Source organism: Actinoplanes lutulentus, assembly GCF_003259845.1.
In the GTDB taxonomy this organism is placed as follows: domain Bacteria; phylum Actinomycetota; class Actinomycetes; order Mycobacteriales; family Micromonosporaceae; genus Actinoplanes; species Actinoplanes lutulentus.
The window spans coordinates 80,751-102,211 of the sequence record NZ_QLMJ01000012.1 but is presented as its reverse complement, the minus strand read 5'-3'; the positions used below and the strand labels follow the sequence as shown (position 1 = coordinate 102,211).

The following is a 21,461-nucleotide window of genomic DNA, read 5'->3' as shown; positions in this document are numbered from 1 at the left end:
CGCGCTGACGGGGAGCGACGTTGGACGGAGACCGTGCGCCCACCGGGTCACGCGTCGCACCGGAGGTGCTGCTGACCGCCGCTCTCATCGCGGTGGCCATCGCCGTACGCTCTCTCGGTTTCGGACTCGAGACCGTCGATTACGACTGGTACCTGGGGCCGTGGAGCCGCTTCATCGCGGCACACGGTGGCTTCGCGGCCCTGGCGCATCCGTTCTCCGACTACAACGTCGCGTACCTCTACCTGCTCACCGGCTTCACCTGGCTGTCCCAGCACACCCCGCTGCCGGTGCTCTTCTGGATCAAGCTGGGTTCGGCGCTCTTCGACGGCGTGCTCGCGGTCTACGCCGCCCGGATCGTGGCGCTGCGCGGCCCGGGCTGGCGGATGCCGCTGCTCGCCGGCCTCAGCGTGCTGCTGCTGCCGACCGTGGTGCTGAACGGCTCGTACTGGGGGCAGTGCGACACGATCTACAGCGCCTTCGCCGTAGCCGGGCTCTACCACCTGCTCCGCGGCCGGCAGTGGGCCGGCACCGCGCTGATCGCTGTGGCGTTCGCGTTCAAGGTCCAGGCGATCTTCCTCTTCCCGGCGCTCGCCGCGCTGCTGCTGACCCGGCGCCTGCGGTGGCGCTGCATGATCACGATTCCGGTGATCTACGTGCTGTTCGCGGTGCCGGCCTGGCTCGCCGGGCGGCCGTTCGGCGATCTCATGCTGATCTACGTGGGCCAGACCGACCGGTTCCCGGAGCTCACCCTCAACGCGCCGAACATCTACGCCTTCATCCGGCCGGCCGAGGATCACCTGGACATGGTCCGCACCGCCGGCATCCTCTTCGCGATCGCCGCGATCCTCGGGCTGATCTTCCTGATCGTCGCCCGCGAGGTCGTTCTCGACACCGAGCACGTCGTGGTCCTGGCCGCCGCCTCCTCGCTGCTCGCGCCGTTCCTGCTGCCCGGCATGCACGAGCGGTACTTCATGCTCGCCGAGGTGCTGACCGTGGTCGCCGCGTTCTGGGTGCCGCGCCGGCTCTGGTTCGTGCCGGTGCTGGTCCAGGCCGCGTCGATCATCACCTACGAGACGTACCTGGTTCAGGCCAAGCCGGCGCCGGTGGACCTGCGAATCCTGACGCTGCTGGTCTTCACCGCGCTCGCCACCACGATCGGATACCTGTTCCGAGTCCGGAAACCGGCCCCTCTAGCACCAACTCCGGTTGGCAATACGATTGCCGGGTGACAACCCCGGAAGACCTCACCCACCTCGCGGCCGTCGCCGCTCTTTCCGATTCGGTACGCCGGAACGCGTACCGAATCGTGTCGGAAGCGAAGCCGGACCCGGTCGGCCGGGACGAGGTGGCAGAGGCCCTCGGTGTGGGCCGCACCCTGGCGGCGTTCCATCTCGACAAGCTGGTGGCGGCGGGGCTGCTCGACGCCTCGTACGCTCGCTTGTCGGGAAGGACCGGCCCGGGGGCCGGGCGTCCCGCGAAGCTGTACCACCTCGCCGCGGCGGAGCACGCGGTAAGCGTGCCGCCGCGCGCCTATCGCGGCGCCGCCGAGTTGCTGGCCGAGGCGCTGGAGCGGGTCGGCGCCGAGGAGACGCTCAACGAGGTGGCACGGGCGCACGGGCGCGGCCTGCGGAGCGCGGACGTGGTCACCCGGCTGACCGAGCAGGGTTACGAGCCCGATTTTTCCGGCGAAACCGCGATTTTTCGGAACTGTCCTTTCCATCGGCTCGCGGAGCACTTCCCGCCGCTGGTCTGCGGGATGAACCTCGCCCTGATCAACGGCCTCCTGGAGGGCAGCGAGTGGTCGGCGCGGATGGACGCCGCCCCGGGCAGATGCTGTGTGACTCTGTCTAAATCCAAATCTGATTGACAATAGAAAGCCGGGCTGATGAGCTGGACGACATGACCGGCTTCCACCTGGCCCAGATGAACACCGCCCGCCTCCGAGCCCCGCTGGACGACCCGTCGATGTCCGAGTTCGTCACCGGCCTGACCGTGATGAACGCGCTGGCCGACCGCTCGCCCGGCTTCGTCTGGCGGCTGATCGGCGAGGCCGGCGACGGCACCATCGCCGCGCCCGCCGACCCGCTGCGCATCTACACACTCTCGGTCTGGGAGTCGGTCGAGCATCTGAGGGCGTTCGCGTACCAGAGCGAGCATCTCGACTACCTGCGCCGCCGCCGGGAGTGGTTCCTCCCGCACGGCTCGGAGTCCGCGCTGGTGCTCTGGTGGGTCCCGGCGGGCCACACGCCGACGATGCGGGAGTCGCTCGACCTGCTCGACCGGCTGGCCGCCGACGGGCCGGGCCAGGAGGCGTTCACGTTCCGGCAGCCGTTTCCGGCGCCCGCTCTTCAGCAAAGTCATAACTGACTCACAGCGAGCCACACCTTACCGAAAGCTCACATCAGTACTGTCGCAAGATGTGCCGTTGACCCGCCTCCGCGCCAATCTGCCCGCCACGCTCCTGGTCGGCGCCCTGCTCGTGATCGCCGCCGGCGTGCGCTGGGCCGGCCGCGACCAGCTGACCTACGACATGCTGGTGTTCATCCGCTGGTACCACCAGCTGGAGGCGGCCGGCGGCATCCACGGCATGGACCGGCAGATCGGCAACTACAACGCGCCGTACCTCTACCTGCTGCTGCTGACCACGTACCTTCCCGGGTCTTTGATCTTGAAGATCAAGGCCGTGTACGTGGTGTTCGATCTGCTGCTCGCCTGGTTCGCCTATCGGACGGTCGCGCTGCGCCGCCCGGGTCACCCCGCGGTGGCCGCCGGACTGATCGTCCTGATGCTGCCGACCGTCACGATCAACGCGGCCTTCTGGGGCCAGATCGACTCGATGTGGGCGTCGTTCGCGGTCGGCGGCCTCTATTTCCTGCTGCGCGGCAAGCCGGTCTGGGCCGTCTCGTTCTGCGCCATCGCGTTCGCCTTCAAGCCGCAGGGCGTCTTCATCTTCCCGCTGCTGCTGGTCTGCGTGCTGGCCGGGCGCATCAGATGGCGTGCGCTGCTCGCCGGGCCGATCGTGTTCGTGCTGCTGGACGTCCCGGCGATGCTGCTCGGGCGCGATCCGTTCGAGTTGCTGACCATGTACGAACCCAGCCGGCAGGCCAAGTACACGACCACCGCGCTGAACGCGCACGCGCCGAACATCTTCGCCTTCTTCGGCGTCGATCAGCTCTCCGCCACCTGGTACGACCAGGAGAGCCGGGTCGAGGCACTGCGGCTGCTCGGGTACGGCTTCACCGCGGCACTGGTCCTCGGCATCTGCTACCTGACCGTGGCCCGGCGGGTCCGGCTGGATGCCGTCCGGCTGGTCACTCTTGCCGCGTTCTTCGCGATCCTGGTGCCGTACACGCTGCCGAGCATGCACGAGCGCTACTTCTACCTCGGCGACGTGCTCACCGTCGTGCTGGTGTTCTACCGGCCCCGGCTCTGGTACGTCCCACTGCTGGTCCAGACGGCGTCACTCGGCTCGTACACGCCGTCGCTGCTCGGTTTCCACTCGCTCTCGATGGTCCCGCTCGCCGTGATCATGGGGGCCGCCGTGCTCGTTCTCGGGCACACCGTGATCACCGACGCGCTGCGTGCCCAGCCGCCGGCGGGCTGGTTCCGCGGCGGGCACTCCGAGCCGGTCAGCCGTCGACGCGAAGATCGGCGAGAGCCTCTTCCAGCTCATCAGGCTTGACCAGCACGTCGCGGGCCTTCGAGCCCTCGGACGGGCCGACGATGTTCCGGTTCTCCATCAGGTCCATCAGGCGGCCCGCCTTGGCGAAACCGACCCGCAGCTTGCGCTGGAGCATCGAGGTCGAGCCGAACTGACTGGTCACGACGAGCTCGATGGCCTGGATCAGCAGTGCCAGATCGTCGCCGATCTCCTCGTCGATCTCTTTCTTCTTTGTCGGCGGGGCGTCGGTGACACCCTGGGCGAACTCCGGCTCGCGCTGGTCCTTGCAGAACTTGACGACCGCGTGGATCTCTTTTTCGTCGACCCAGGCGCCCTGGATGCGTACCGGCTTGGACGCGCCCATCGGCAGGAAGAGACCGTCACCGCGGCCGAGCAGTTTCTCCGCGCCCGGCTGGTCCAGGATGACCCGCGAGTCGGCCAGGCTGGACGTGGCGAACGCCAGCCGGGACGGCACGTTCGCCTTGATCAGGCCGGTGACCACGTCGACCGACGGGCGCTGGGTGGCGAGCACCAGGTGGATGCCGGCGGCCCGGGCCAGCTGGGTGATCCGGACGACCGAGTCCTCCACGTCGCGCGGCGCCACCATCATGAGGTCGGCCAGCTCGTCGATGATCACCAGGAGGTACGGGTACGGCTTCATCTCCCGCTCGACACCCGGCGGGGCGGTGATCTCGCCGCTGCGCACCTTGCGGTTGAAGTCGTCGATGTGGCGTACGCCGTTCGCGGCCAGGTCGTCGTACCGCTTGTCCATCTCGGCGACGACCCACTCCAGGGCGTCGGCGGCCTTCTTCGGGTTCGTGATGATCGGCGAGACGAGGTGCGGAATGCCCTCGTACGCCGTCAGCTCCACCCGTTTCGGGTCGACCAGCAGCAGCCGCACCTCGTCCGGCGTGGCCCGGGACAGCAGGCTCACCAGGATCGAGTTCAGGCAGCTCGACTTGCCCGCGCCGGTGGCGCCGGCGATCAGGATGTGCGGCATCTTCGCCAGGTTCGCAACGACGAACCCGCCCTCGATGTCCTTGCCGAGCGCGACAAGCATCGGGTGGTGGTCGGCGGCCGACGCCCGCGAGCGCAGCACGTCACCGAGCGACACGTTCTCCGGGTCGGTGTTCGGGATCTCCACGCCGACGGCGCTCTTGCCCGGGATCGGGCTGAGGATCCGCACGTCCGGGGACTTCACCGCGTACGCGATGTTGCGGGAGAGCTGGGTGATCCGCTCGACCTTGGTGCCCGGGCCGATCTCCACCTCGTACCGGGTGACGGTCGGGCCCCGGGTGAAGCCGGTGACCAGCGCATCGACGTTGAACTGCTCGAAGACCCCGGTGAGCGCGGCCATGATCTCGTCGTTGGCGCGGCTGCGGGCCTTCGCCGGCGGGCCGGTCGCGAGGATGTTCGCCGGCGGCAGCCGGTAATCACCCTTGACCGCCGAGATCTCCAGCTGCTCGGCCCGGGTCGGCGGCATCGGCGTGTGCTCGGGCGGCGGCTTCTTCCGGCTGGTCGGCACCTTCGGCAGGGCCACCGTGTCGTGGAGGATGATCTCCTCGTCGAAGTCGTCCGGGGGCACCGATTCTTGTTCGGGCTCGACCAGTGCGGCCTGCCGCCGCCGTGCCGGGCGGCGCGGTTTCGGCTCGGCGGCCTCTTCCTCGTCGTCGTCCTCGGGCAGCTCGGCGACGGGCCGCGGCTGGTGCGGCGCCGCGCGCCCGGAAACCAGGTCGATCACCTGGATGATCCGCTCCGGGATGCGCGCGATCGGCGTCGCGGTGATCACCAGGAAGCCGAAGACGAAGAGCAGGACCAGCAGGGGTACGGCCACCCAGGCGGTCACGGCCCGCTCCAGCAACCCGCCGATGCCGTAACCGAGCAGGCCACCGGCCTGATCCACGGCGAGGCTGTCGCCCGGACGCTCGGAGACGTGCATCAGGGCGGCCGTGGAGACGATGATCGCCGTCCAGCCCACCAGGGTGCGCCCGCGATGGTCGGCGTCGGCGGGCTCGCGCATCAGCCGGATCGCGCCGTAGAAGAGCAGCAGCGGGAAGAGCGCCGCGAGACTGCCGAGGAAGAGCCGGATCGTGTCGGCCAGCCAGACGCCGACCGGCCCGCCGCTGTTCGCCCAGATCGACACCGAGATCAGGATCGCGAAGCCGAGCAGGAGCAGCCCGGCGCCGTCCCGGCGATGCTCGGGATCGATGTTGCGGGCGGTCGCGGCCTGCCGGCCCACCCCGCGGAACACCCAGCCGACGCTGTGCGCCATGCCCATCCAGAGCGCGCCGACACCGCGGCCGAGCCCGGTCGCGAGCGTGGCGCCGGCTGTGGAACGGCGGGCCACCGGACGCTTACGGGCGGCGGCTGTCGTCTTACGTGTCGTGCCGGTACGCGCGGCCGGTTTCCGAGCCGCGGGCTTGCGCGCGGCCGGTTGCTGGGCACGGTTGGTACCGGCGCCGCGCGGCGTGGACGCGGCGCGACCCCGGCTCGCCGGAGGAGTACGGCCCGCCATGGATGTCACCGTAGCCCGCGAGGGCCATCCTGCCGAGAAGGCGCACCGTGACAGCTTCTCGCTTTCCGGGCAATTACCATCACGAGGTGCAGCCTCTCAGTAACGACATGATCAAGGAAGCGCTGGACGCTCGTAAGTTCGCGTACTTCGTCGATGCGGACGGCGACATCGCCGGCAACTTCCAGGGCAACCTCATCTACTTCTTCCGGCTCGGCGCGCGGCAGGAGATGCTGCAGGTCCGGGCGATGATGCAGCACGTCTTCGCGATCGAGGACGTGCCGAAACTGTACGAGTTCTGCAACGCGTGGAACCGCGACCAGCTCTGGCCGAAGGCGTACGTCCAGGTCACCGACGACGGCCAGGCCATCGTCATCGGCGAGGTGTCGGCCGACTGGGAACGCGGCGTCACCCTCGAACAGCTGGACCAGGTGCTGCTCTGCGGCATCGCCACCGGTTGCCGGCTGGGCGAGTCGCTGGGTGAGCTCAAGACGTCCCTGTAAACGAAGTCATGGCCTCCACGCGTGCGTGGAGGCCATGACAGTGCTTCAGGAAACGCCTCAGGAGACGTTGAAGCCCAGCTGGTAGGACCCGGTGCCGCTGGCCGAGACGACCACGTACCGGTACGTGCCGGACCGGCCGGTGAAGCTCAGCGTCTTGTCCCCGTCACCCTCGGCCCGCGCCACGGTACGGAACGAACCACGGTTGTTCTGCCGCTGCAGCACCAGGTCGAAGTCGGTGCCGTCCGGAGCGTCCAGGCAGGCGGTGTGCGTGCCGGCGCGGGCACGATATGCCCCGCCGTTCGGCTGGACCTGGGTGGCGCCGGCCCGGGCGATGTCGCCCTCACGCTGAACCGGAAGAGCGGCGCAGGCGTTGGTTTCCGCGGCAGGCGGCGTCGTCTCCTCCGCCGCCGCTCCCCCACCGCTGGTCACCAGCGTCAGGTTGTTCGTCGCCAGGATCTCGTTGACCGGCTGGAAGAACGTCTCCCCGCCGACCGTGCAGTCACCCGAACCACCCGAGGTCACACCCTGGGCCTGGTCACCGGAGAGCCACGGCCCACCGGAGTCGCCGCCCTCGGCGCACACGTCGGTACGCGTCAGACCGGTGACCGCGCCCTCCGGGTACCGGACGGTCTGGTTCTTGGCGAGGATCGTGCCGCAGAACGTGCCAGTGGTGGAACCGGACCGGCAGATCGCCGCGCCGACCGGAGCCTCGGTGTTGCCGGCGACCGGCAGCTCGTTGCCCTCGAAGTCGTTGACCACCGCGCGCGGGGTCCAGTCGCCGTTCACCGCGACGAATCCCATGTCGGCCTCGCCCGGGAAGACCGAGGCCTCCACGGTGCCCTGCGCCTCGTCGTTGAAGCCGGTGGTCGTGGTGCCCACGGCGCCACAGTGCCCGGCGGTCACGAAGCCGCCATCCACCGAGAAACCGATCGAACAGCGGGCCTGCCCGCCGTCCAGGTTGATGAAGTACGGGTCACCGCCGCGTACGTCGAACAGCGGCTTCGGCTGCGCCTTGTTGACCTTCACGGTCAGTGCGGAGGCCGGAACACCGGCGTCGGTGGCGAACTCGAGCGCGTCGGCCTGGTCCGCCGTACGCGCGACCACCACCAGCTTGTTCGTCGGCACGTCGACGTACCAGCCGGTCAGCCCGGCGGCCTCGGAGACCACCGCGTCCAGCTTGGTCTTCGCCTCGTCCAGCTGGGCCTCGCTGCGCTTGACCAGCACCGGGACCGCGCCGGCGGCCTTCACTGCCTCGGCCGCGTCCTTACCGGTCACCGCGACCTTCAGCGTGGTGCCGTCATCGGCGAGCCAGGCGCCGCCGAAATCCTCGCCGGTCTGCGCGGCCAGTGTCGCCGAGACACCGCCGGCCCATTCGGACCGGGCGAGCCGGGTCCGCGCCTGGTCGCCACTGAGGCCCAGGTCGCGTTTCAACGCCTTGAGAAGCTCCGGCGAGACACCATCGGTGGTGACGGCCGTATCGGCCGACTCGTTGGTCCCGGCGAGCGACGGCAGCGTGAATGCCACCGCCGCTCCACCGGCCACCACCACCGCCGCCGCCACGGCGATCGGTCTGCGCTGCATCTGGAGAACTCCCTCCGCCATCGGTGCCGTGGGGGCGGCACCGTGCCAGGGAGTACGCAGCTAGTCCGAGAATGGTTGAAAAACCCCTCAGACTTCCACCACAGTGGGTACGATCATCGGCCTCCGCCGGTACGCGTCGTTGACCCAGCGGCCCACCGTCCGGCGCACGACCTGCTGCAACTGATGCGGGTCGGTGACGCCGTCAGCGGCCGACCGGTGCAGCGCCGCGGTGAGCAACGGGATGACCGGATTGAACGCTTCCGGGTCCTCGGAGAAGCCCTTCGCGGAGATGCTCGGCTCGCCGACCACCTTGCCGGTCACCGAGTCGATCACCACGGTGGCGGAGATGAAACCGCCGTCGCCGAGGATCCGCCGCTCGGTGAGCAGCGACTCGCTGACGTCGCCGACCGCGAGGCCGTCGACGTACACGTACCGGCTCTTCACCCGGCCGACCACGCGGGCGTGGCCCTCGACCAGGTCGACCACGTCGCCGTCCTCGCAGAGCACCACCCGATCCGGCGCGACACCGGACTCGATGCCGAGCTGGGCGTGCGCGCGCAGGTGCCGCCACTCGCCGTGCACCGGCATCAGGTTGCTCGGCCGGACCACGTTGAGCAGGAACAGCAGCTCGCCGGCGGGCGCGTGCCCGGAGACGTGCACCTTGGCGGTCTCCTTGTGGACGACCGTGGCGCCGGCCCGGGACAGCTGGTTGATGACCCGGTAGACCGAGGTCTCGTTGCCCGGAACCAGCGAGCTGGCGAGCACCACGGTGTCGCCGGAGGCGATCGAGATGTGCCGGTGGTCACCGGTGGACATCCGGCCCAGGGCGCTCATCGGCTCACCCTGCGAACCGGTCGACATGAAGACGATCTCGTCGGGCGGCAGGTGCGTCGCCTCGTCGAGGCCGACCAGCAGGCCGTCCGGGATGCGCAGCAGGCCCAGCTCACGGGCGATGCCCATGTTGCGGACCATGGAACGGCCGATCAGGGCGACCTTGCGCTCGTGCTCCCAGGCGGCGTCCATCACCTGCTGCACGCGGTGCACGTGCGAGGCGAAGCTGGCCACGATGATCCGGCCACGCGCCTTGCCGAAGATCGAGCTGAGCACCGGGCCGATGTCGCGTTCCGGTGTGACGAACCCGGGGACCTCGGCGTTTGTCGAGTCGGAGAGCAGCAGGTCGACGCCCTCCGCCCCGAGCCGCGCGAAACCGGCCAGGTCGGTGATCCGGCCGTCCAGCGGCACCTGGTCCATCTTGAAGTCGCCGGTGTGCAGGATCAGACCCGCCGGGGTGCGCACGGCGACCGCCAGCGCGTCCGGGATCGAGTGGTTGACCGCGAAGAACTCGCACTCGAACGGGCCGAGCCGTTCGATACCGCCCTCGCGGACGGTCAGCGTGTACGGATCAAGGCGCCGCTCGGCCAGTTTCGCCTCGACCAGCGCGAGGGTGAACTCCGAGCCGACCAGCGGGATGTCCGGCTTGTGGGCGAGCAGGTAGGGCACCGCGCCGATGTGGTCCTCATGGCCGTGCGTCAGCACGATCGCCTGAATGTCGTCGAGCCGGTCGAGGACCGGTGCGAAGTCGGGCAGGATCAGGTCGACGCCCGGTTGCTCGACGTCGGGGAACAGCACCCCGCAGTCGACGACCAGCAGCTTGCCGTCGTACTCGAAGACCGTCATGTTGCGGCCGATGGCGCCGAGCCCACCGAGCGGAGTGACGCGGAGTGCGCCCTCCGGCAGCGGCGGTGGCGGACCCAGCTCCACGTGAGCTTGACTCATTCGCCTCTTCCTGTCAGAGCACGATGCCGGCTGCGGCGGCGTCCTTGCGCAGTTGGTTCAATTCGTCCGCGCCGGCGTCCACCAGCGGTGATCGGACGGGCCCCGCAGGCAGCCCGGAAGCATTCAGACCCGCTTTGACCAGCATGGTCCCCGGTGACCGGAAGATGCCGGTGAACAGCGGGAGAGCCTGCCGGTGACGAGTCAGAGCGGTGGCGGTGTCACCCCGCTCGTACGCCTCGATCATCTCCTTGGCGAGCACACCGGTGAAGTGCGTCGACGTGCCGACCAGGCCGACCCCGCCGATCGAGAGCAGCGGCAGAGTGGCCGCGTCGTCGCCGGAGTAGTAGGCCAGGTCGGTCCGGGAGAGGACCCAGGACGTGGCGATCAGGTCGCCCTTGGCGTCCTTCACCGCGACGATCCGCTCATGCTCGGCGATCCGGCACATGGTCTCGGTGGCGATCGCCGTACCGGCCCGGTGCGGGATGTCGTAGACCATGATCGGCAGTCCGCTGGCGTCGGCGACCGTGCGGAAATGCCGCTCGACGCCCGCCTGCGGCGGCTTGTTGTAGTACGGCGTGACGACCAGCAGGCCGTGCGCGCCGGCTTTCTCGGCGGCGTTGGCCAGCTCGATGGTGTGCGCGGTGTTGTTGGTGCCGACACCGGCGACAACCTTCGCCCGGTCGCCGACAGCGTCGACCACGACGCGCAGCAGGGTGTCTTTCTCGGCGTCGGTCGTGGTCGGCGACTCCCCGGTGGTCCCGCTGACCACGAGAGCGTCGTTGCGCTGCTCGTCAACGAGGTGGGCGGCGAGTCGTGCCGCGCCCTCGAGGTCCAGGGATCCGTCCGGGGTGAACGGGGTCACCATGGCGGTCAGCAGCCGTCCGAAGGGCCGCGGGTCGTGCGTCATACCTGACAACCTATCGGACGCCCCGGTCACACGTAGAAAGCGGTGAACGGGGCCCATGGGAGGTTACGCAGGATGCTCCAGACCGCCCAGACCCCCATGAATGTGATCATGGCGGCCGGACTGATGGTCAACTGGGGCAGTCGCCAGCGGAACAGTTTGCGCCCGGCCCAGGCCACGTAGATATAGAGCATGAACGGCACCGCGAAAACGAAGAGCGCGTGGTGCCGGGCCGCCGCCGGCAGGTCACCGTGCAACAGGTACCACGCCGCGCGGGTGCCGCCGCAGCCCGGGCAGACGAAACCGGTGACATATTTCAGCAGGCAGGTCGGCTCGGCGCCGGCCTCGGCCGAGACCGGGTCGGTGACCAGTGTGTATCCCGCCGCGGCACCCATGCAGGCGAGCAGCGCGACCGGGGCGAGCCAGATCGGGGAGCGTGCCATCACCTTGTCGACGAACCGGGTCACCCGGTCCTGCTGGGGTGGCGGGTATTGATAAGTCAGCCACTCCGGGGGCACCGGCGGCCCCTGGATCGGCGGCTGCTCACTGCTCATGGCGGTCACGGTACACCCGGGTCGCCCGCCTTGAGCGCGTCGGCGAGGGCCGCCGCCAGGTCACCTCGCTCCGGCGGCGCCACGCTGGTCAGGCCGAGCCAGGCGGCCAGCCGGAACAGCTCGGCGGCCAGCGCGGCGGCCGTCTCCTCCGGGTCGGCGCCGCGCTCCAGCCAGGCCGCCGGCACCTGCAACTCACCGGTCCGCCTCTCCGCTTTCAGGTCGACCCGGGCCGCGAACCGGTCGCCCAGCAGAAACGGGAGCACGTAGTAGCCGTACAGCCTCTGGGGTTTGGGCACGTAGATCTCGATGCGGTAGGTCATCTCGAACAGCCGCTCGGTGCGGGCCCGCTCCCAGATCAGCGGGTCGAACGGGCTGACCAGCGTGCGTGCCTTGATCGAGCGCGGCAGCCGCGCCTCGTGGTGCAGGAACGCCTGCTGTTTCCACCCGGCGACCGTGACCGGCCGGAGGACGCCGGCCTCGACCAGCTCGGCGATCGCCGGTTTCGTCGCCTGCGCCGGCAACCGGAAGTAGTCACGCAGCTCCGGCTCGGCGGCGACACCCAGCGTCCGGGCGGAGAGCTCCACCAGGTGCCGGAAAGCCGTCTCCGGCGCCGGCGTCGGCGCCTCCAGCACCGCGGCGGGCAGCACCCGCTCGGTCAGGTCGTAACGCCGGGCGAACGAGTTGGTCCGGTCGGCCGCGGTGATCTGACCGGTGAAGAAGAGCCACTCCAGGGCCTGTTTCACCACCGACCAGTTCCACCCCCAGTGGTCCTTGCTGCGGGGCGCGTCGTGCTCGATCTCGGCGGCCGTGATCGGGCCCCGGGACCGGACCTCGTCGAGCACCCAGGCGACCAGCTCGGGCTGCTCGGCGACGATCCGCCGCATGTTGCCCCAGGCGAACTCGGCGGCCCGCGCCATCCGCCACCGGAAGAATGGCTGCAGGTCGGTGCGGATCAGCGAGGCCTCGTGCCCCCAGAACTCGAACAGGTCCCGCGGTCGCTTGTAGGCGGCCCGCTCCAGCAGGTCGACCGGATAGGGGCCGAGCCGGCTGTAGAGCGGCATGAAGTGGGCGCGCTGCAACACGTTGACCGAGTCCATCTGGATCAGGTGCAGGCGGCGCAGCACCCGGCGCAGGTGGCGCATGTCGGTGGCGCCACCCGGTTTCGGGTCGGCGAAACCCTGCGCCGCCAGGGTGATCCGGCGGGCCTGGGCGACGGAGAGAGAATCGGGGACAGCCACGTGAAGCAACATAGGACAGGGGTGTGACAAAGTTGCGGCCATGGCTCTCGGCTTCGTCCGCCCCGCGCGTCCCGAGGACGCCTCGGAGATCGCACGCATCCAGCTCTCCACATGGCGCACCGCGTACCGCCGGATGTTCCCGCCGCACGTTCTGGCGAACCTCGACGAGGCGTACCTCGCTCGCGGCTGGACCGAGGCGATCACCGCGCCCCCGTCGGTCCGGCACCGCGTCCTGATCGCCGTGGAGCAGAGCGACACGGCGAAGAACGTCGTCGGTTTCGCCGCCGCCGGCCCCGCCGACGAGCAGGCCCTGGCCCCTGAGGAGACCCCGCTGCCGGACGACGTCGCCGCCGTCACCGACCTGCTGATCGAGCCCCGCTGGGCCCGTCGCGGCCACGGCAGCCGGCTGCTGGCAGCCGTGGTCGACCACTGGCGCGACGACAAGTTCCGGGCCGCGGTGGCCTGGGCCTACGAAGCCGACAGCGCGATGCTCAAGTTCCTCGGCTCCACCGGCTGGGAGCCCGACGGAGCGGGCCGAGCCCTCGATGTGGACGACCTTCTCGTACCCCAGGTCCGCCTGCATGTATCGCTCGACCGCGACGGAGAATAGAACAGTGACACCCACCTTCGTCTTCGACGGCGACTGCTCCTTCTGCACCCTCTGCGCCGATTTCATCGAGCGCCGCATCCCCACCCACGCCAAGGTCATCCCCTGGCAGTTCGCCGACCTCAAGGCCCTGGGCCTCACCGTCGAACAGTGCGAAGCCGCCGTCCAATGGGTCGCCGCGGACGGCTCCACCGCCGCCGGCCCGGACGCCATCGCGCTCCTGCTGAAAGACGCAGGCCGTTTCTGGTCACTCCCCGGCGCGGCGCTCACCCTGGGCCCGGTCCGCTTCGCGGCCTGGCCCGCTTACCAGTGGGTCGCCGACCACCGCCACCTCATGCCCGGCGGCACAGCCGCCTGTGCGGTCCGCCCCCACCCCTGATCCTTGGGTACGCGTCCGGGGTCGCCCAACCGCAGCCGACGGCATCCGTAGTCTCCCGACACCTGACGGTCCCCACCCCGGCGCACCCACCCCACCCCCCCGGCGACCCAAGACCCCAGCTCCCGCAAACCCAGCAGCCCCCACAGATCCCCGGGTCCGCCCGGCGGGGCCAAGGGCATAACGCCACGAGCTTCCCGCCCAACGCGTGTCGAGTTGAGGCGCACATCAACCCCAAAATCGACACAGGCCAACGATTCGCAGAGTGCGTGTCGACTTCAGGCTTGATACGCACCCGAACTCGACACGCGGGGACGCAGCGGCGGTGGGATCAGCCCTGGGGCGGGCGGGACGGTGCACCGGGCGCCGTAGGGCGCGCAGCGGCCTGGACGGCGCTCTGGGGTCGCGGGGGACTCACGGGGGCGCGTCGACTGCTTTTGTCCGGGCCCGATACGCGTACCCAAAGAGTTTGATCTTCTCTAAGGGTAGGAAGCTCGCCATCGCGACCAGATGCGGGGCGAAAGAGATCGTGATCGTGGCGAAAGTGATCACGTGGAAGCTGTAGAAGAACGCGACCACCGCGCTGCGCCAGCGGGCCGGCACGAAGAAGATCAGTGGGCTGAGCAGCTCGAACGCGATGATGCCGAACTGCGCGAGGATCAGCAGGCCGGGTACGCCGGCGATCAGGTCGGCCAGGGCGGTGCCGCGGCGGATGATCGCCTGGGCGAGGACTGAGCTGGTCACCCAGTCGATGCCGCCGAAGCGGAGTTTCGCCAGCGCCGCCAGGAAATAGGTGCAAATGACCGCGATCTGCGTGACGCGCAGGGCCCAGCCGCCGGCTTCTGTCCGTTCCTGATCACCGTGTCGGGCTGCGCCGACAGTCGGCAGGACCGCCAGCGCGACGAGCAGGCCGACGCGGTCGTGATCGACCTTGCCGTAACTCATCGCGATGATCATCCACTCGAAGTAGAGCAGGAAGACCGTCCAGCCCAGCAGGCGCGGCGCGCGGCCGGTCGCGGCCGCGAGGGCCAGCACGATCAGCGCCCAGAATATGCCGTTCACCAGCAGCGGGCCGGGCGTCGGCAGATGCAGCAGACGGCCGACCAGCAGCGGTTCGTAAAGATCACCGGGCGTGTTCGCGTGCGAGCGCACCCACGGCGTGAAAACGACAAGATCAAGAGCGACGAACAGATAGACCAGCGTACGGAACGCGGCGACCCGGCCTTTCGGAACCGGCTCGGTCAGCCAGCGGACCAGGCGCGTCACCGTTTCACCCAATCGGCGACGACCTCGTCGGTGTAGGTGCCGGTCGGGCGGCTGTGCTCGACCAGATGCCAGCGGATCACGATGCGCACCTCACGCAGCGCCGGAGCGCCCGGCGTGTGCTCGGCGTAGGCAGCGGCGATCCGGCTCAGGCGCGACGGGTCGGCTTCGTATGCCGCCTGCTGGCCCTCGATCTCGGCACGGCGGATGCCGCTGTTCGCCTCGGTGATCGCCACGACGGCGCCGGTCACGTCCACCCCTTCGACCCGGGTGTCCTTCGCGGCGCCGTTCGGATCGGGCGCGGTCGAATACATCCGGAAGGGGCCGAACGGGAAGTCGTCGTCCTGGCCCCAGAAGGTGCCGGCCAGCAGCAGGACGAGCCCGGCAACGGTCACCAGGACCCGGACCCGGCGGCCGGTCGGCGTCAGCTCGGCCGTCGGCGGCTGGGTCGTCGTCTGCTCGGTCATCGACGCCAACCTAGCCACCGCGCGCAATCAGTCCAGCAGCGGGTCAGTCCAGCAGCGGGTCGAGGCCGATGGTCAGACCCGGGCGCTGCCGCACGTTGCGAACTGCGAGCAGCACACCCGGCATGAACGAGGAACGGTCCAGCGAGTCGTGCCGGATCGTCAGCGTCTCGCCGGTGGTGCCGAACAGCACCTCCTGGTGGGCGACCAGACCGGCGGCGCGGACCGAGTGGACCCGGACGCCGTCGATGTCGGTGCCGCGGGCGCCGAGCTGCTCCTCCTTGGTCGCGTCCGGCATCGGCGGGCAGTTCGCCGCGGCGCGGGCCTCGGCGATCACCTTGGCGGTGTGCATCGAGGTGCCGCTGGGCGCGTCGAGCTTGCGCGGGTGGTGCTGCTCGATGATCTCGGCGGACTCGAAGAAGCGGGCCGCCCGAGCCGCGAACTGCATCATCAGCACGGCGCCGATGCCGAAGTTCGGAGCGATCAGGATGCCGACCTCGGGCTTCGCGGCGAGCCAGCCCCGGACCTGCTCAAGGCGGTCCTCGGTGAAGCCGGACGTGCCGACCACCACGCTGATGCCCTGCTCGATCGCCCACTGCAGGTTGTCCATCACCACGTCGGGGTTGGTGAAGTCGACGAGGACCTGAGCGCCGGTGTCAGAGGCCTGGAAGAGCAGATCACCCTGATCGATCATGGCGACCAGTTCGAGGTCGGCGGCCGCGTCGACCGCTTTGCAGGCCTCGAGGCCCATGCGGCCCCGAGCACCGAGGACACCGACACGAATGGGTTCAGGCAGGTCTGTCACACCGTCAATTTAACGTACGGCGGCGGGCCTCCCACCACCGCTCCGCAGCGCCCACCACCAGGAAGACCACACCCACGTACGCCCAGCCGACCAGCACGTCGATCACCCAGTGCTCGGCCGAGTAGACCAGCGTGAAGGTCATCGCGAGGGGGTACGCCAGCAGCAGCGGCCACCAGCGCCGCCGGACCACCGGCAGGAAGAACACCACGGCCATGAACGCGAAACCGGTGTGCAGCGACGGCATCGCCGCGACCGGGTTCGACGCCTCGACCTGAAGCGCGTTGAGGGTGTTGCCGGCGCCGTGCAGGCCGATCGCGTCCCAGCCGTTCGTCGAGATCCGGGTCGCCGAGATCAGCGAGCCGTGCTCGGGTTCCGCCGCCCACCACGGCGGGGCCGCCGGGTACAGGAAGTACGTGACCAGGCCGAACACGCAGAGGGTGAACCAGCGGCGCATGAACCGGGCCCACTGCGGGCGGGAGCGCATCCAGAGCACCACGGCGATCGTCGGCAGCGTCAGGAAGTGCGAGAAGTAGACGATCGAGGTGACCACCTCCCACCACTGGACCGTGTCCGGCTGGTAGAGGTGGTTCTGCAGCCACTCGGTCGGGGTGAGGTCGCCGGTGAACCAGCCGAACATCGCCTTATCGATGGCGATCAACTCGGTGACATGCGGCGCGAACAGCTTGTCGGCGTAACCGCGGGACACGTTGTAGATCACCAGGAGCAGGCAGATCGGCAGCCAGTCCCGCAGGAACCGCAGGTGCGTCTTCCACGGCTCGTAGTTGCGCCACGCGATCGTCGCCAGCCACAGCCAGCCGAAAGCGATCAGCGGGTCGCTGGTGGGCACCCCGGTGAAGTAGACACCTACCGCGAAGACCACCGCCCAGATCAGCATCCCGATGATCCGGCGCCTCCGGAGTTCCGGTGGCGGCGGGGTCGCGGGTGTCTCGGGCGGTGTCTCCAGCGTTGTCACGGGGTCCAAGGGTAATCAGGCCGAAAAATCGGCCTCGTCGAACGGGCCCACCACGGCCAGCGAACGCCCGCCGGAGCCTGAGAACAGCTCGGCGGCGACCGCGTTGACCTCGTCGACGGTGACCGCGTCCACCCGGGCCAGCAGATCGTCGACACCCATGATGTCGCCGTGCAGCAGCTCCGACTTGGCGAGACGGCTCATCCGCGACCCGGTGTCCTCCAGGCCCAGAACGTACGAGCCCTTCACCATGCCCTTGCCCCGGAGCAGCTCACCGGCGGTGATGCCGTCCGTGGCGACCCGGTCGAGCTCCACCCGGATCAGGTCGAGCACCTCCTGGGCCCGGGTCGGCGCGCAGCCGGCGTAGACGCCGACCAGGCCGGCGTCGGCGTGCTGGCTCGCGTACGAGTAGACCGAGTAGGCCAGGCCGCGCCTCTCCCGGATCTCCTGGAAGAGACGGCTCGACATGCCGCCGCCGAGCACGTTGTTCAGCACACCCAGGGCGAACCGGCGCTCGTCGTGCCGGCCCAGGCCGCCACCACCGAGGACGATGTGCGCCTGCTCGGTGTCGCGGCGTACGACGACGGTCGAGGGCTTCTGCAGGCGTACCGGCTTCTCCCACGGGCGGGTCGGCGCGGGTGCGGCCGGCTCGGTGTCCAGCGGGGTGCCGGCGAAGGCTTTGCGGACCATCTTCACCACGGCCGCGTGGTCCAAGTTGCCGGCCGCCGCGATGACGACCTCGGGGGCCGTGTAGCGCTTGCGGTAGAACCGGTTGATCTGGTCCCGGGTCATCGGGGTGATCGACTCGGGCGTACCGGAGATCAGCCGCCCGAGCGGGTGATTTCCGAAGATCGCCTCGGAGAAGATGTCGTGGACCTCGTCGCCGGGCTCGTCCTCGTGCATGGCGATCTCTTCGAGGATCACGCCACGCTCGGTCTCGACGTCGTCCGGATCCAGGAGCGAGTCGGCGAGCGCGTCGCACAGCACGTCGACCGCGAGCGGCAGATCAGCGTCGAGCACCCGCGCGTAGTAGCAGGTGTATTCCTTCGTGGTGAAGGCGTTCGTCTCGCCGCCCACCGCCTCGATCTCCGAGGAGATGTCCAGCGCGGTGCGCTTGTGCGTGCCCTTGAAGAGCAGGTGCTCGAGGAAGTGGGAGGCGCCGTGCAGCGACGGCGTCTCGTCCCGGGAGCCGATGCCCACCCAGATCCCCAGCGCTGCGCTGCGGGTGTGCGGGATCGACTCGGTGAGGATGCGCAGGCCGCTGGGCAGGACCGTTTTCTGGATTCCGTCCGGAAGGGAAATGCTTTTCATCCGTTTTAGGGTGGTGGCGGGGCGGTCGGATGGGGTAACGGCGCGGGCCGGCCTTTCGGCCGGCCCGCGGTTGTTCGCTGTCACTTAGTCGCGGCGCTCGCCGGCCGGACGCTGCCGGCGACGGCGGGGCTCGCCGCCACCCTCACGGGGCGCGCCACCCTCACGGGGACCGCGGTCCTCGCGCGGCGCCCGCTCCGGACGACCCTCACCGGAAGCTGCCGGCGCGGCGGCCGGGGCCTCCTCGCCCTCCGGGCGGACCTTGTCGAGGTAGATCTTGCCGCGAGCGTCGATGTCCGCGATCGAGACCTCGACCTTGTCACCGACGTTCAGGAAGTCCTCGACCTTGTCGACCCGCTTGCCGTCGCCCACCTTGGAGATGTGCAGCAGGCCGTCGCGGCCCGGCAGCAGCGAGATGAACGCGCCGAACGCGGCCGTCTTCACCACGGTGCCGAGGAACTTGTCGCCGGCCTTCGGCATGGTCGGGTTCGCGATCGCGTTGATCCGCTCGACCGCGGCATCGGCCGACGGGCCGTTGGTCGCGCCGACGTAGATCGTGCCGTCGTCCTCGATGGAGATGTCGGCGCCGGTCTCGTCCTGGATCGCGTTGATGGTCTGGCCCTTCGGCCCGATCACCATGCCGATCTTGTCGACCGGGATCTTCACCGTGGTGACGCGCGGCGCGTACTCGCTCATCTCGGCCGGGGCCTCGATCGCGGCGGTCATCACGCTGAGGATCGTGGCGCGAGCCTCGTGCGCCTGCTGCAGGGCACCGGCCAGCACGTCCGACGGGATGCCGTCGAGCTTGGTGTCCAGCTGCAGAGCGGTGACGAACTCGCTCGTACCGGCGACCTTGAAGTCCATGTCGCCGAACGCGTCCTCGGCCCCGAGGATGTCGGTGAGCGCGATGTACTGCGTCTTGCCGTCGACCTCGTCCGAGATCAGGCCCATCGCGATGCCGGCGACCGGCGCCTTCAGCGGGACACCGGCGGAGAGCAGGGCCAGCGTCGAGGCGCAGACCGAGCCCATGCTCGTCGACCCGTTGGAGCTGAGGGCCTCGGAGACCTGACGGATCGCGTAGGGGAACTCCTCACGCGACGGCAGCACGGGCACGAGGGCCCGCTCGGCCAGCGCGCCGTGGCCGATCTCGCGGCGCTTCGGCGAGCCCACCCGGCCGGTCTCACCGGTCGAGTACGGCGGGAAGTTGTAGTTGTGCATGTAGCGCTTGGTCTTCTCGGGAGCGAGAGTGTCCAGCGACTGCTCGAGGCGCAGCATGTTCAGCGTGGTGACACCCAGGATCTGGGTCTCGCCGCGCTCGAACAGGGCCGAGCCGTGCACGCGGGGCAGCACGCCGACCTGAGCGGTCAGCGGGCGGATGTCGCGCGGGCCGCGGCCGTCGATGCGGATCTGCTCACGCAGGACCCGCTGCCGGACCTCGGACTTGGTGATCGAGCGGAAAGCCGCGCTGATCTCTTTCTCCCGGCCCTCGAACCGCTCGTCGAGCAGCTCGTGCGCCTTCGCCTTGACCAGGTCGAGGGACTCCTCGCGCTCCTGCTTGCCGGCGATCTTCAGAGCCTCGGCGACCTCGGCGCGAACCGCGTCGCTGACAGCCTGCAGGGCGTCGTCCTGGTAGTCCAGGAAGACCGGGAAGTCGGCGACCGGCTTCGCGGCGATCTCGGCCAGCTCGCTCTGCGCGCGGCAGAGCTCGCGGATGGCCGGCTTCGCGGCCTCGAGGCCGCTGGCGACGATCTCCTCGGTCGGGGCGGCGGCGCCGGCCGAGATCAGCTTGATCGCGTGCGGCGTGGCCTCAGCCTCGACCATCATGATCGCGACGTCGCCGTCGGCGGTGACCCGGCCGGCCACGACCATGTCGAAGGTGGCCCGCTCGAGCTCCTCCAGGGTCGGGAACGCGATCCACTGACCCTCGACGTGCGCGACGCGGGTCGAGCCGACCGGTCCGCTGAACGGCAGGCCGGAGAGCTTGGTCGACATCGACGCCGCGTTCATGGCGACGACGTCGTACGGGTGTGCCGGGTCGAGCGCGAGGATGGTCTCGACGACCTGAACCTCGTTGCGCAGGCCCTTGGTGAACGACGGGCGCAGCGGCCGGTCGATCAGGCGGCAGGTGAGGATGGCGTCCTCGCTGGGACGGCCTTCGCGGCGGAAGAACGAGCCGGGGATCCGGCCGGCCGCGTACATCCGCTCCTCGACGTCCACGGTCAGCGGGAAGAAGTCGAAGTGCTCCTTCGGCTGCTTGCTCGCGGTCGTGGCGGAGAGGACGGTGGTGTCGCCCAGCTGGACGATCACCGAACCGGCAGCCTGCTGTGCGAGGCGGCCGGTGGAGAAGACGATCTCGCGGGTGCCGAACGATCCGTTGTCGATGACGGCGGTGCGGGATTCGGTGCCGAGAGCGGTGTTCTGCTCTGTCATGAAGTGCGGTACTCCTTCGTCGAGGACCCGGCGGTCTACAGCGCGTTCCAGTCGAGCCGGTCTTCGATCGAAGTGCCCAGGTCCAAGGCCTGGGAACCACTACCGAGGACCGGTGCTGACGGTGTGATCCGCGCGGGTCCGTGGGGTGAGATTTCCAAGGGAGCGGCCGGACGGCCGCTCCCTCAGCAAACTATCGGCGCAGGCCGAGACGCTCGATGAGCGTCCGGTAACGCGCGATGTCCTTCTTCTGAACGTAGTTCAGCAGGCGACGACGCTGGCCGACCAGCAGCAGCAGGCCACGCCGGCTGTGGTGGTCGTGCTTGTGCACCTTGAGGTGCTCGGTCAGGTCGGCGATCCGCTTGGTGAGCATGGCGACCTGAACCTCGGGCGAACCGGTGTCGCCCTCCTTGGTCGCGTACTCACCCATGATCTTGTTTTTGGTCTCTTGATCGAGCGCCATGTTCTCCGGACTTCTGTGTTGCCGATTGCACGGTTACCCCGCGCCCCGC

At 69.4% G+C, this 21,461-nt stretch carries 20 protein-coding genes; 7 read left to right on the top strand and 13 right to left on the bottom strand.

The window, feature by feature from the left end; translation table 11 throughout:
• Window positions 1-20 precede the first annotated feature (20 nt).
• From B0I29_RS24660 to B0I29_RS24645, 4 genes are read left to right on the top strand one after another with little or no spacing between them, the layout of a single operon-like run.
• Window positions 21-1,229 carry a hypothetical protein gene (locus B0I29_RS24660; protein ID WP_111651438.1) on the top strand — a complete coding sequence of 403 codons (1,209 nt, stop codon included), beginning with the start codon at window positions 21-23 and terminating at the stop codon, window positions 1,227-1,229.
• Window positions 1,226-1,867, top strand: a complete 642-nt coding sequence (locus B0I29_RS24655) for a helix-turn-helix transcriptional regulator (protein ID WP_111651437.1) — start codon at window positions 1,226-1,228, stop codon at window positions 1,865-1,867. The genes B0I29_RS24660 and B0I29_RS24655 overlap by 4 nt, the downstream gene beginning before the upstream one ends.
• Window positions 1,868-1,899: 32 nt before the next feature.
• The gene (locus B0I29_RS24650) at window positions 1,900-2,367 is read left to right on the top strand and encodes a DUF3291 domain-containing protein (RefSeq protein WP_111651436.1); all 468 of its coding nucleotides are present in this window, start codon (window positions 1,900-1,902) and stop codon (window positions 2,365-2,367) included.
• Window positions 2,368-2,425: 58 nt separating this feature from the next.
• Window positions 2,426-3,682, top strand: coding sequence for a glycosyltransferase 87 family protein (locus B0I29_RS24645; RefSeq protein WP_146616881.1), 1,257 nt, complete (start codon window positions 2,426-2,428; stop codon window positions 3,680-3,682).
• Here B0I29_RS24645 and B0I29_RS24640 read toward each other — a convergent pair.
• Complete coding sequence (locus tag B0I29_RS24640) at window positions 3,630-6,176, bottom strand: DNA translocase FtsK (RefSeq protein ID WP_111651434.1); 2,547 nt, start codon at window positions 6,174-6,176, stop codon at window positions 3,630-3,632. The two genes, B0I29_RS24645 and B0I29_RS24640, sit on opposite strands and share 53 nt — an antisense overlap.
• A gap of 86 nt (window positions 6,177-6,262) precedes the next feature.
• Between B0I29_RS24640 and B0I29_RS24635 the strand changes: the two genes are divergently transcribed.
• On the top strand, window positions 6,263-6,676 hold the full coding sequence (locus B0I29_RS24635; protein WP_375790592.1) for a YbjN domain-containing protein: 414 nt from the start codon (window positions 6,263-6,265) through the stop codon (window positions 6,674-6,676).
• Window positions 6,677-6,733: 57 nt separating this feature from the next.
• Here B0I29_RS24635 and B0I29_RS24630 read toward each other — a convergent pair whose 3' ends face one another.
• The 5 genes from B0I29_RS24630 to B0I29_RS24610 form a co-directional block, all read right to left on the bottom strand.
• Entirely contained in the window at window positions 6,734-8,257 is a 1,524-nt protein-coding gene (locus tag B0I29_RS24630) for a S1 family peptidase (RefSeq protein ID WP_111651432.1), read from the bottom strand.
• Between the two features lie 87 nt (window positions 8,258-8,344).
• Window positions 8,345-10,033 (bottom strand): ribonuclease J, encoded by a 1,689-nt coding sequence (locus tag B0I29_RS24625; RefSeq protein ID WP_111651431.1) that lies wholly within the window; start codon window positions 10,031-10,033, stop codon window positions 8,345-8,347.
• A 13-nt stretch (window positions 10,034-10,046) separates the two neighbouring features.
• Entirely contained in the window at window positions 10,047-10,940 is an 894-nt protein-coding gene (dapA, locus tag B0I29_RS24620) for a 4-hydroxy-tetrahydrodipicolinate synthase (RefSeq protein WP_111651430.1), read from the bottom strand.
• A gap of 26 nt (window positions 10,941-10,966) precedes the next feature.
• The gene (locus B0I29_RS24615; protein WP_111651601.1) at window positions 10,967-11,491 is read right to left on the bottom strand and encodes a DUF2752 domain-containing protein; all 525 of its coding nucleotides are present in this window, start codon (window positions 11,489-11,491) and stop codon (window positions 10,967-10,969) included.
• A 5-nt stretch (window positions 11,492-11,496) separates the two neighbouring features.
• Complete coding sequence (locus tag B0I29_RS24610; RefSeq protein WP_111651600.1) at window positions 11,497-12,729, bottom strand: winged helix-turn-helix domain-containing protein; 1,233 nt, start codon at window positions 12,727-12,729, stop codon at window positions 11,497-11,499.
• A gap of 40 nt (window positions 12,730-12,769) precedes the next feature.
• Between B0I29_RS24610 and B0I29_RS24605 the strand changes: the two genes are divergently transcribed.
• Together B0I29_RS24605 and B0I29_RS24600 are read left to right on the top strand one after the other, a co-directional pair.
• Window positions 12,770-13,339 carry a GNAT family N-acetyltransferase gene (locus B0I29_RS24605; RefSeq protein WP_111651429.1) on the top strand — a complete coding sequence of 190 codons (570 nt, stop codon included), beginning with the start codon at window positions 12,770-12,772 and terminating at the stop codon, window positions 13,337-13,339.
• A complete protein-coding gene (locus tag B0I29_RS24600; protein ID WP_111651428.1) occupies window positions 13,311-13,715 on the top strand; it encodes a thiol-disulfide oxidoreductase DCC family protein in 405 nt (134 codons plus the stop codon). The genes B0I29_RS24605 and B0I29_RS24600 overlap by 29 nt, the downstream gene beginning before the upstream one ends.
• Window positions 13,716-14,126: 411 nt before the next feature.
• Here B0I29_RS24600 and B0I29_RS24595 read toward each other — a convergent pair whose 3' ends face one another.
• From B0I29_RS24595 to rpsO, 7 genes are all read right to left on the bottom strand, one after another.
• The gene (locus tag B0I29_RS24595) at window positions 14,127-14,969 is read right to left on the bottom strand and encodes an MFS transporter permease (RefSeq protein ID WP_221402111.1); all 843 of its coding nucleotides are present in this window, start codon (window positions 14,967-14,969) and stop codon (window positions 14,127-14,129) included.
• 5 nt (window positions 14,970-14,974) lie between these two features.
• Window positions 14,975-15,442 carry a hypothetical protein gene (locus tag B0I29_RS24590; RefSeq protein WP_111651426.1) on the bottom strand — a complete coding sequence of 156 codons (468 nt, stop codon included), beginning with the start codon at window positions 15,440-15,442 and terminating at the stop codon, window positions 14,975-14,977.
• Window positions 15,443-15,485: 43 nt separating this feature from the next.
• Window positions 15,486-16,244 (bottom strand): 4-hydroxy-tetrahydrodipicolinate reductase, encoded by a 759-nt coding sequence (gene dapB / locus B0I29_RS24585; RefSeq protein WP_111651425.1) that lies wholly within the window; start codon window positions 16,242-16,244, stop codon window positions 15,486-15,488.
• A 4-nt stretch (window positions 16,245-16,248) separates the two neighbouring features.
• Window positions 16,249-17,139: a phosphatase PAP2 family protein gene (locus B0I29_RS24580; protein ID WP_111651424.1), complete on the bottom strand. Its 891-nt coding sequence runs from the start codon at window positions 17,137-17,139 to the stop codon at window positions 16,249-16,251.
• 93 nt (window positions 17,140-17,232) lie between these two features.
• Complete coding sequence (locus B0I29_RS24575) at window positions 17,233-18,525, bottom strand: M16 family metallopeptidase (RefSeq protein ID WP_111651423.1); 1,293 nt, start codon at window positions 18,523-18,525, stop codon at window positions 17,233-17,235.
• Between the two features lie 84 nt (window positions 18,526-18,609).
• Window positions 18,610-20,952 carry a polyribonucleotide nucleotidyltransferase gene (locus tag B0I29_RS24570; protein ID WP_111651422.1) on the bottom strand — a complete coding sequence of 781 codons (2,343 nt, stop codon included), beginning with the start codon at window positions 20,950-20,952 and terminating at the stop codon, window positions 18,610-18,612.
• A gap of 190 nt (window positions 20,953-21,142) precedes the next feature.
• The gene (gene rpsO, locus B0I29_RS24565) at window positions 21,143-21,412 is read right to left on the bottom strand and encodes a 30S ribosomal protein S15 (RefSeq protein ID WP_111651421.1); all 270 of its coding nucleotides are present in this window, start codon (window positions 21,410-21,412) and stop codon (window positions 21,143-21,145) included.
• Window positions 21,413-21,461: the final 49 nt, after the last annotated feature.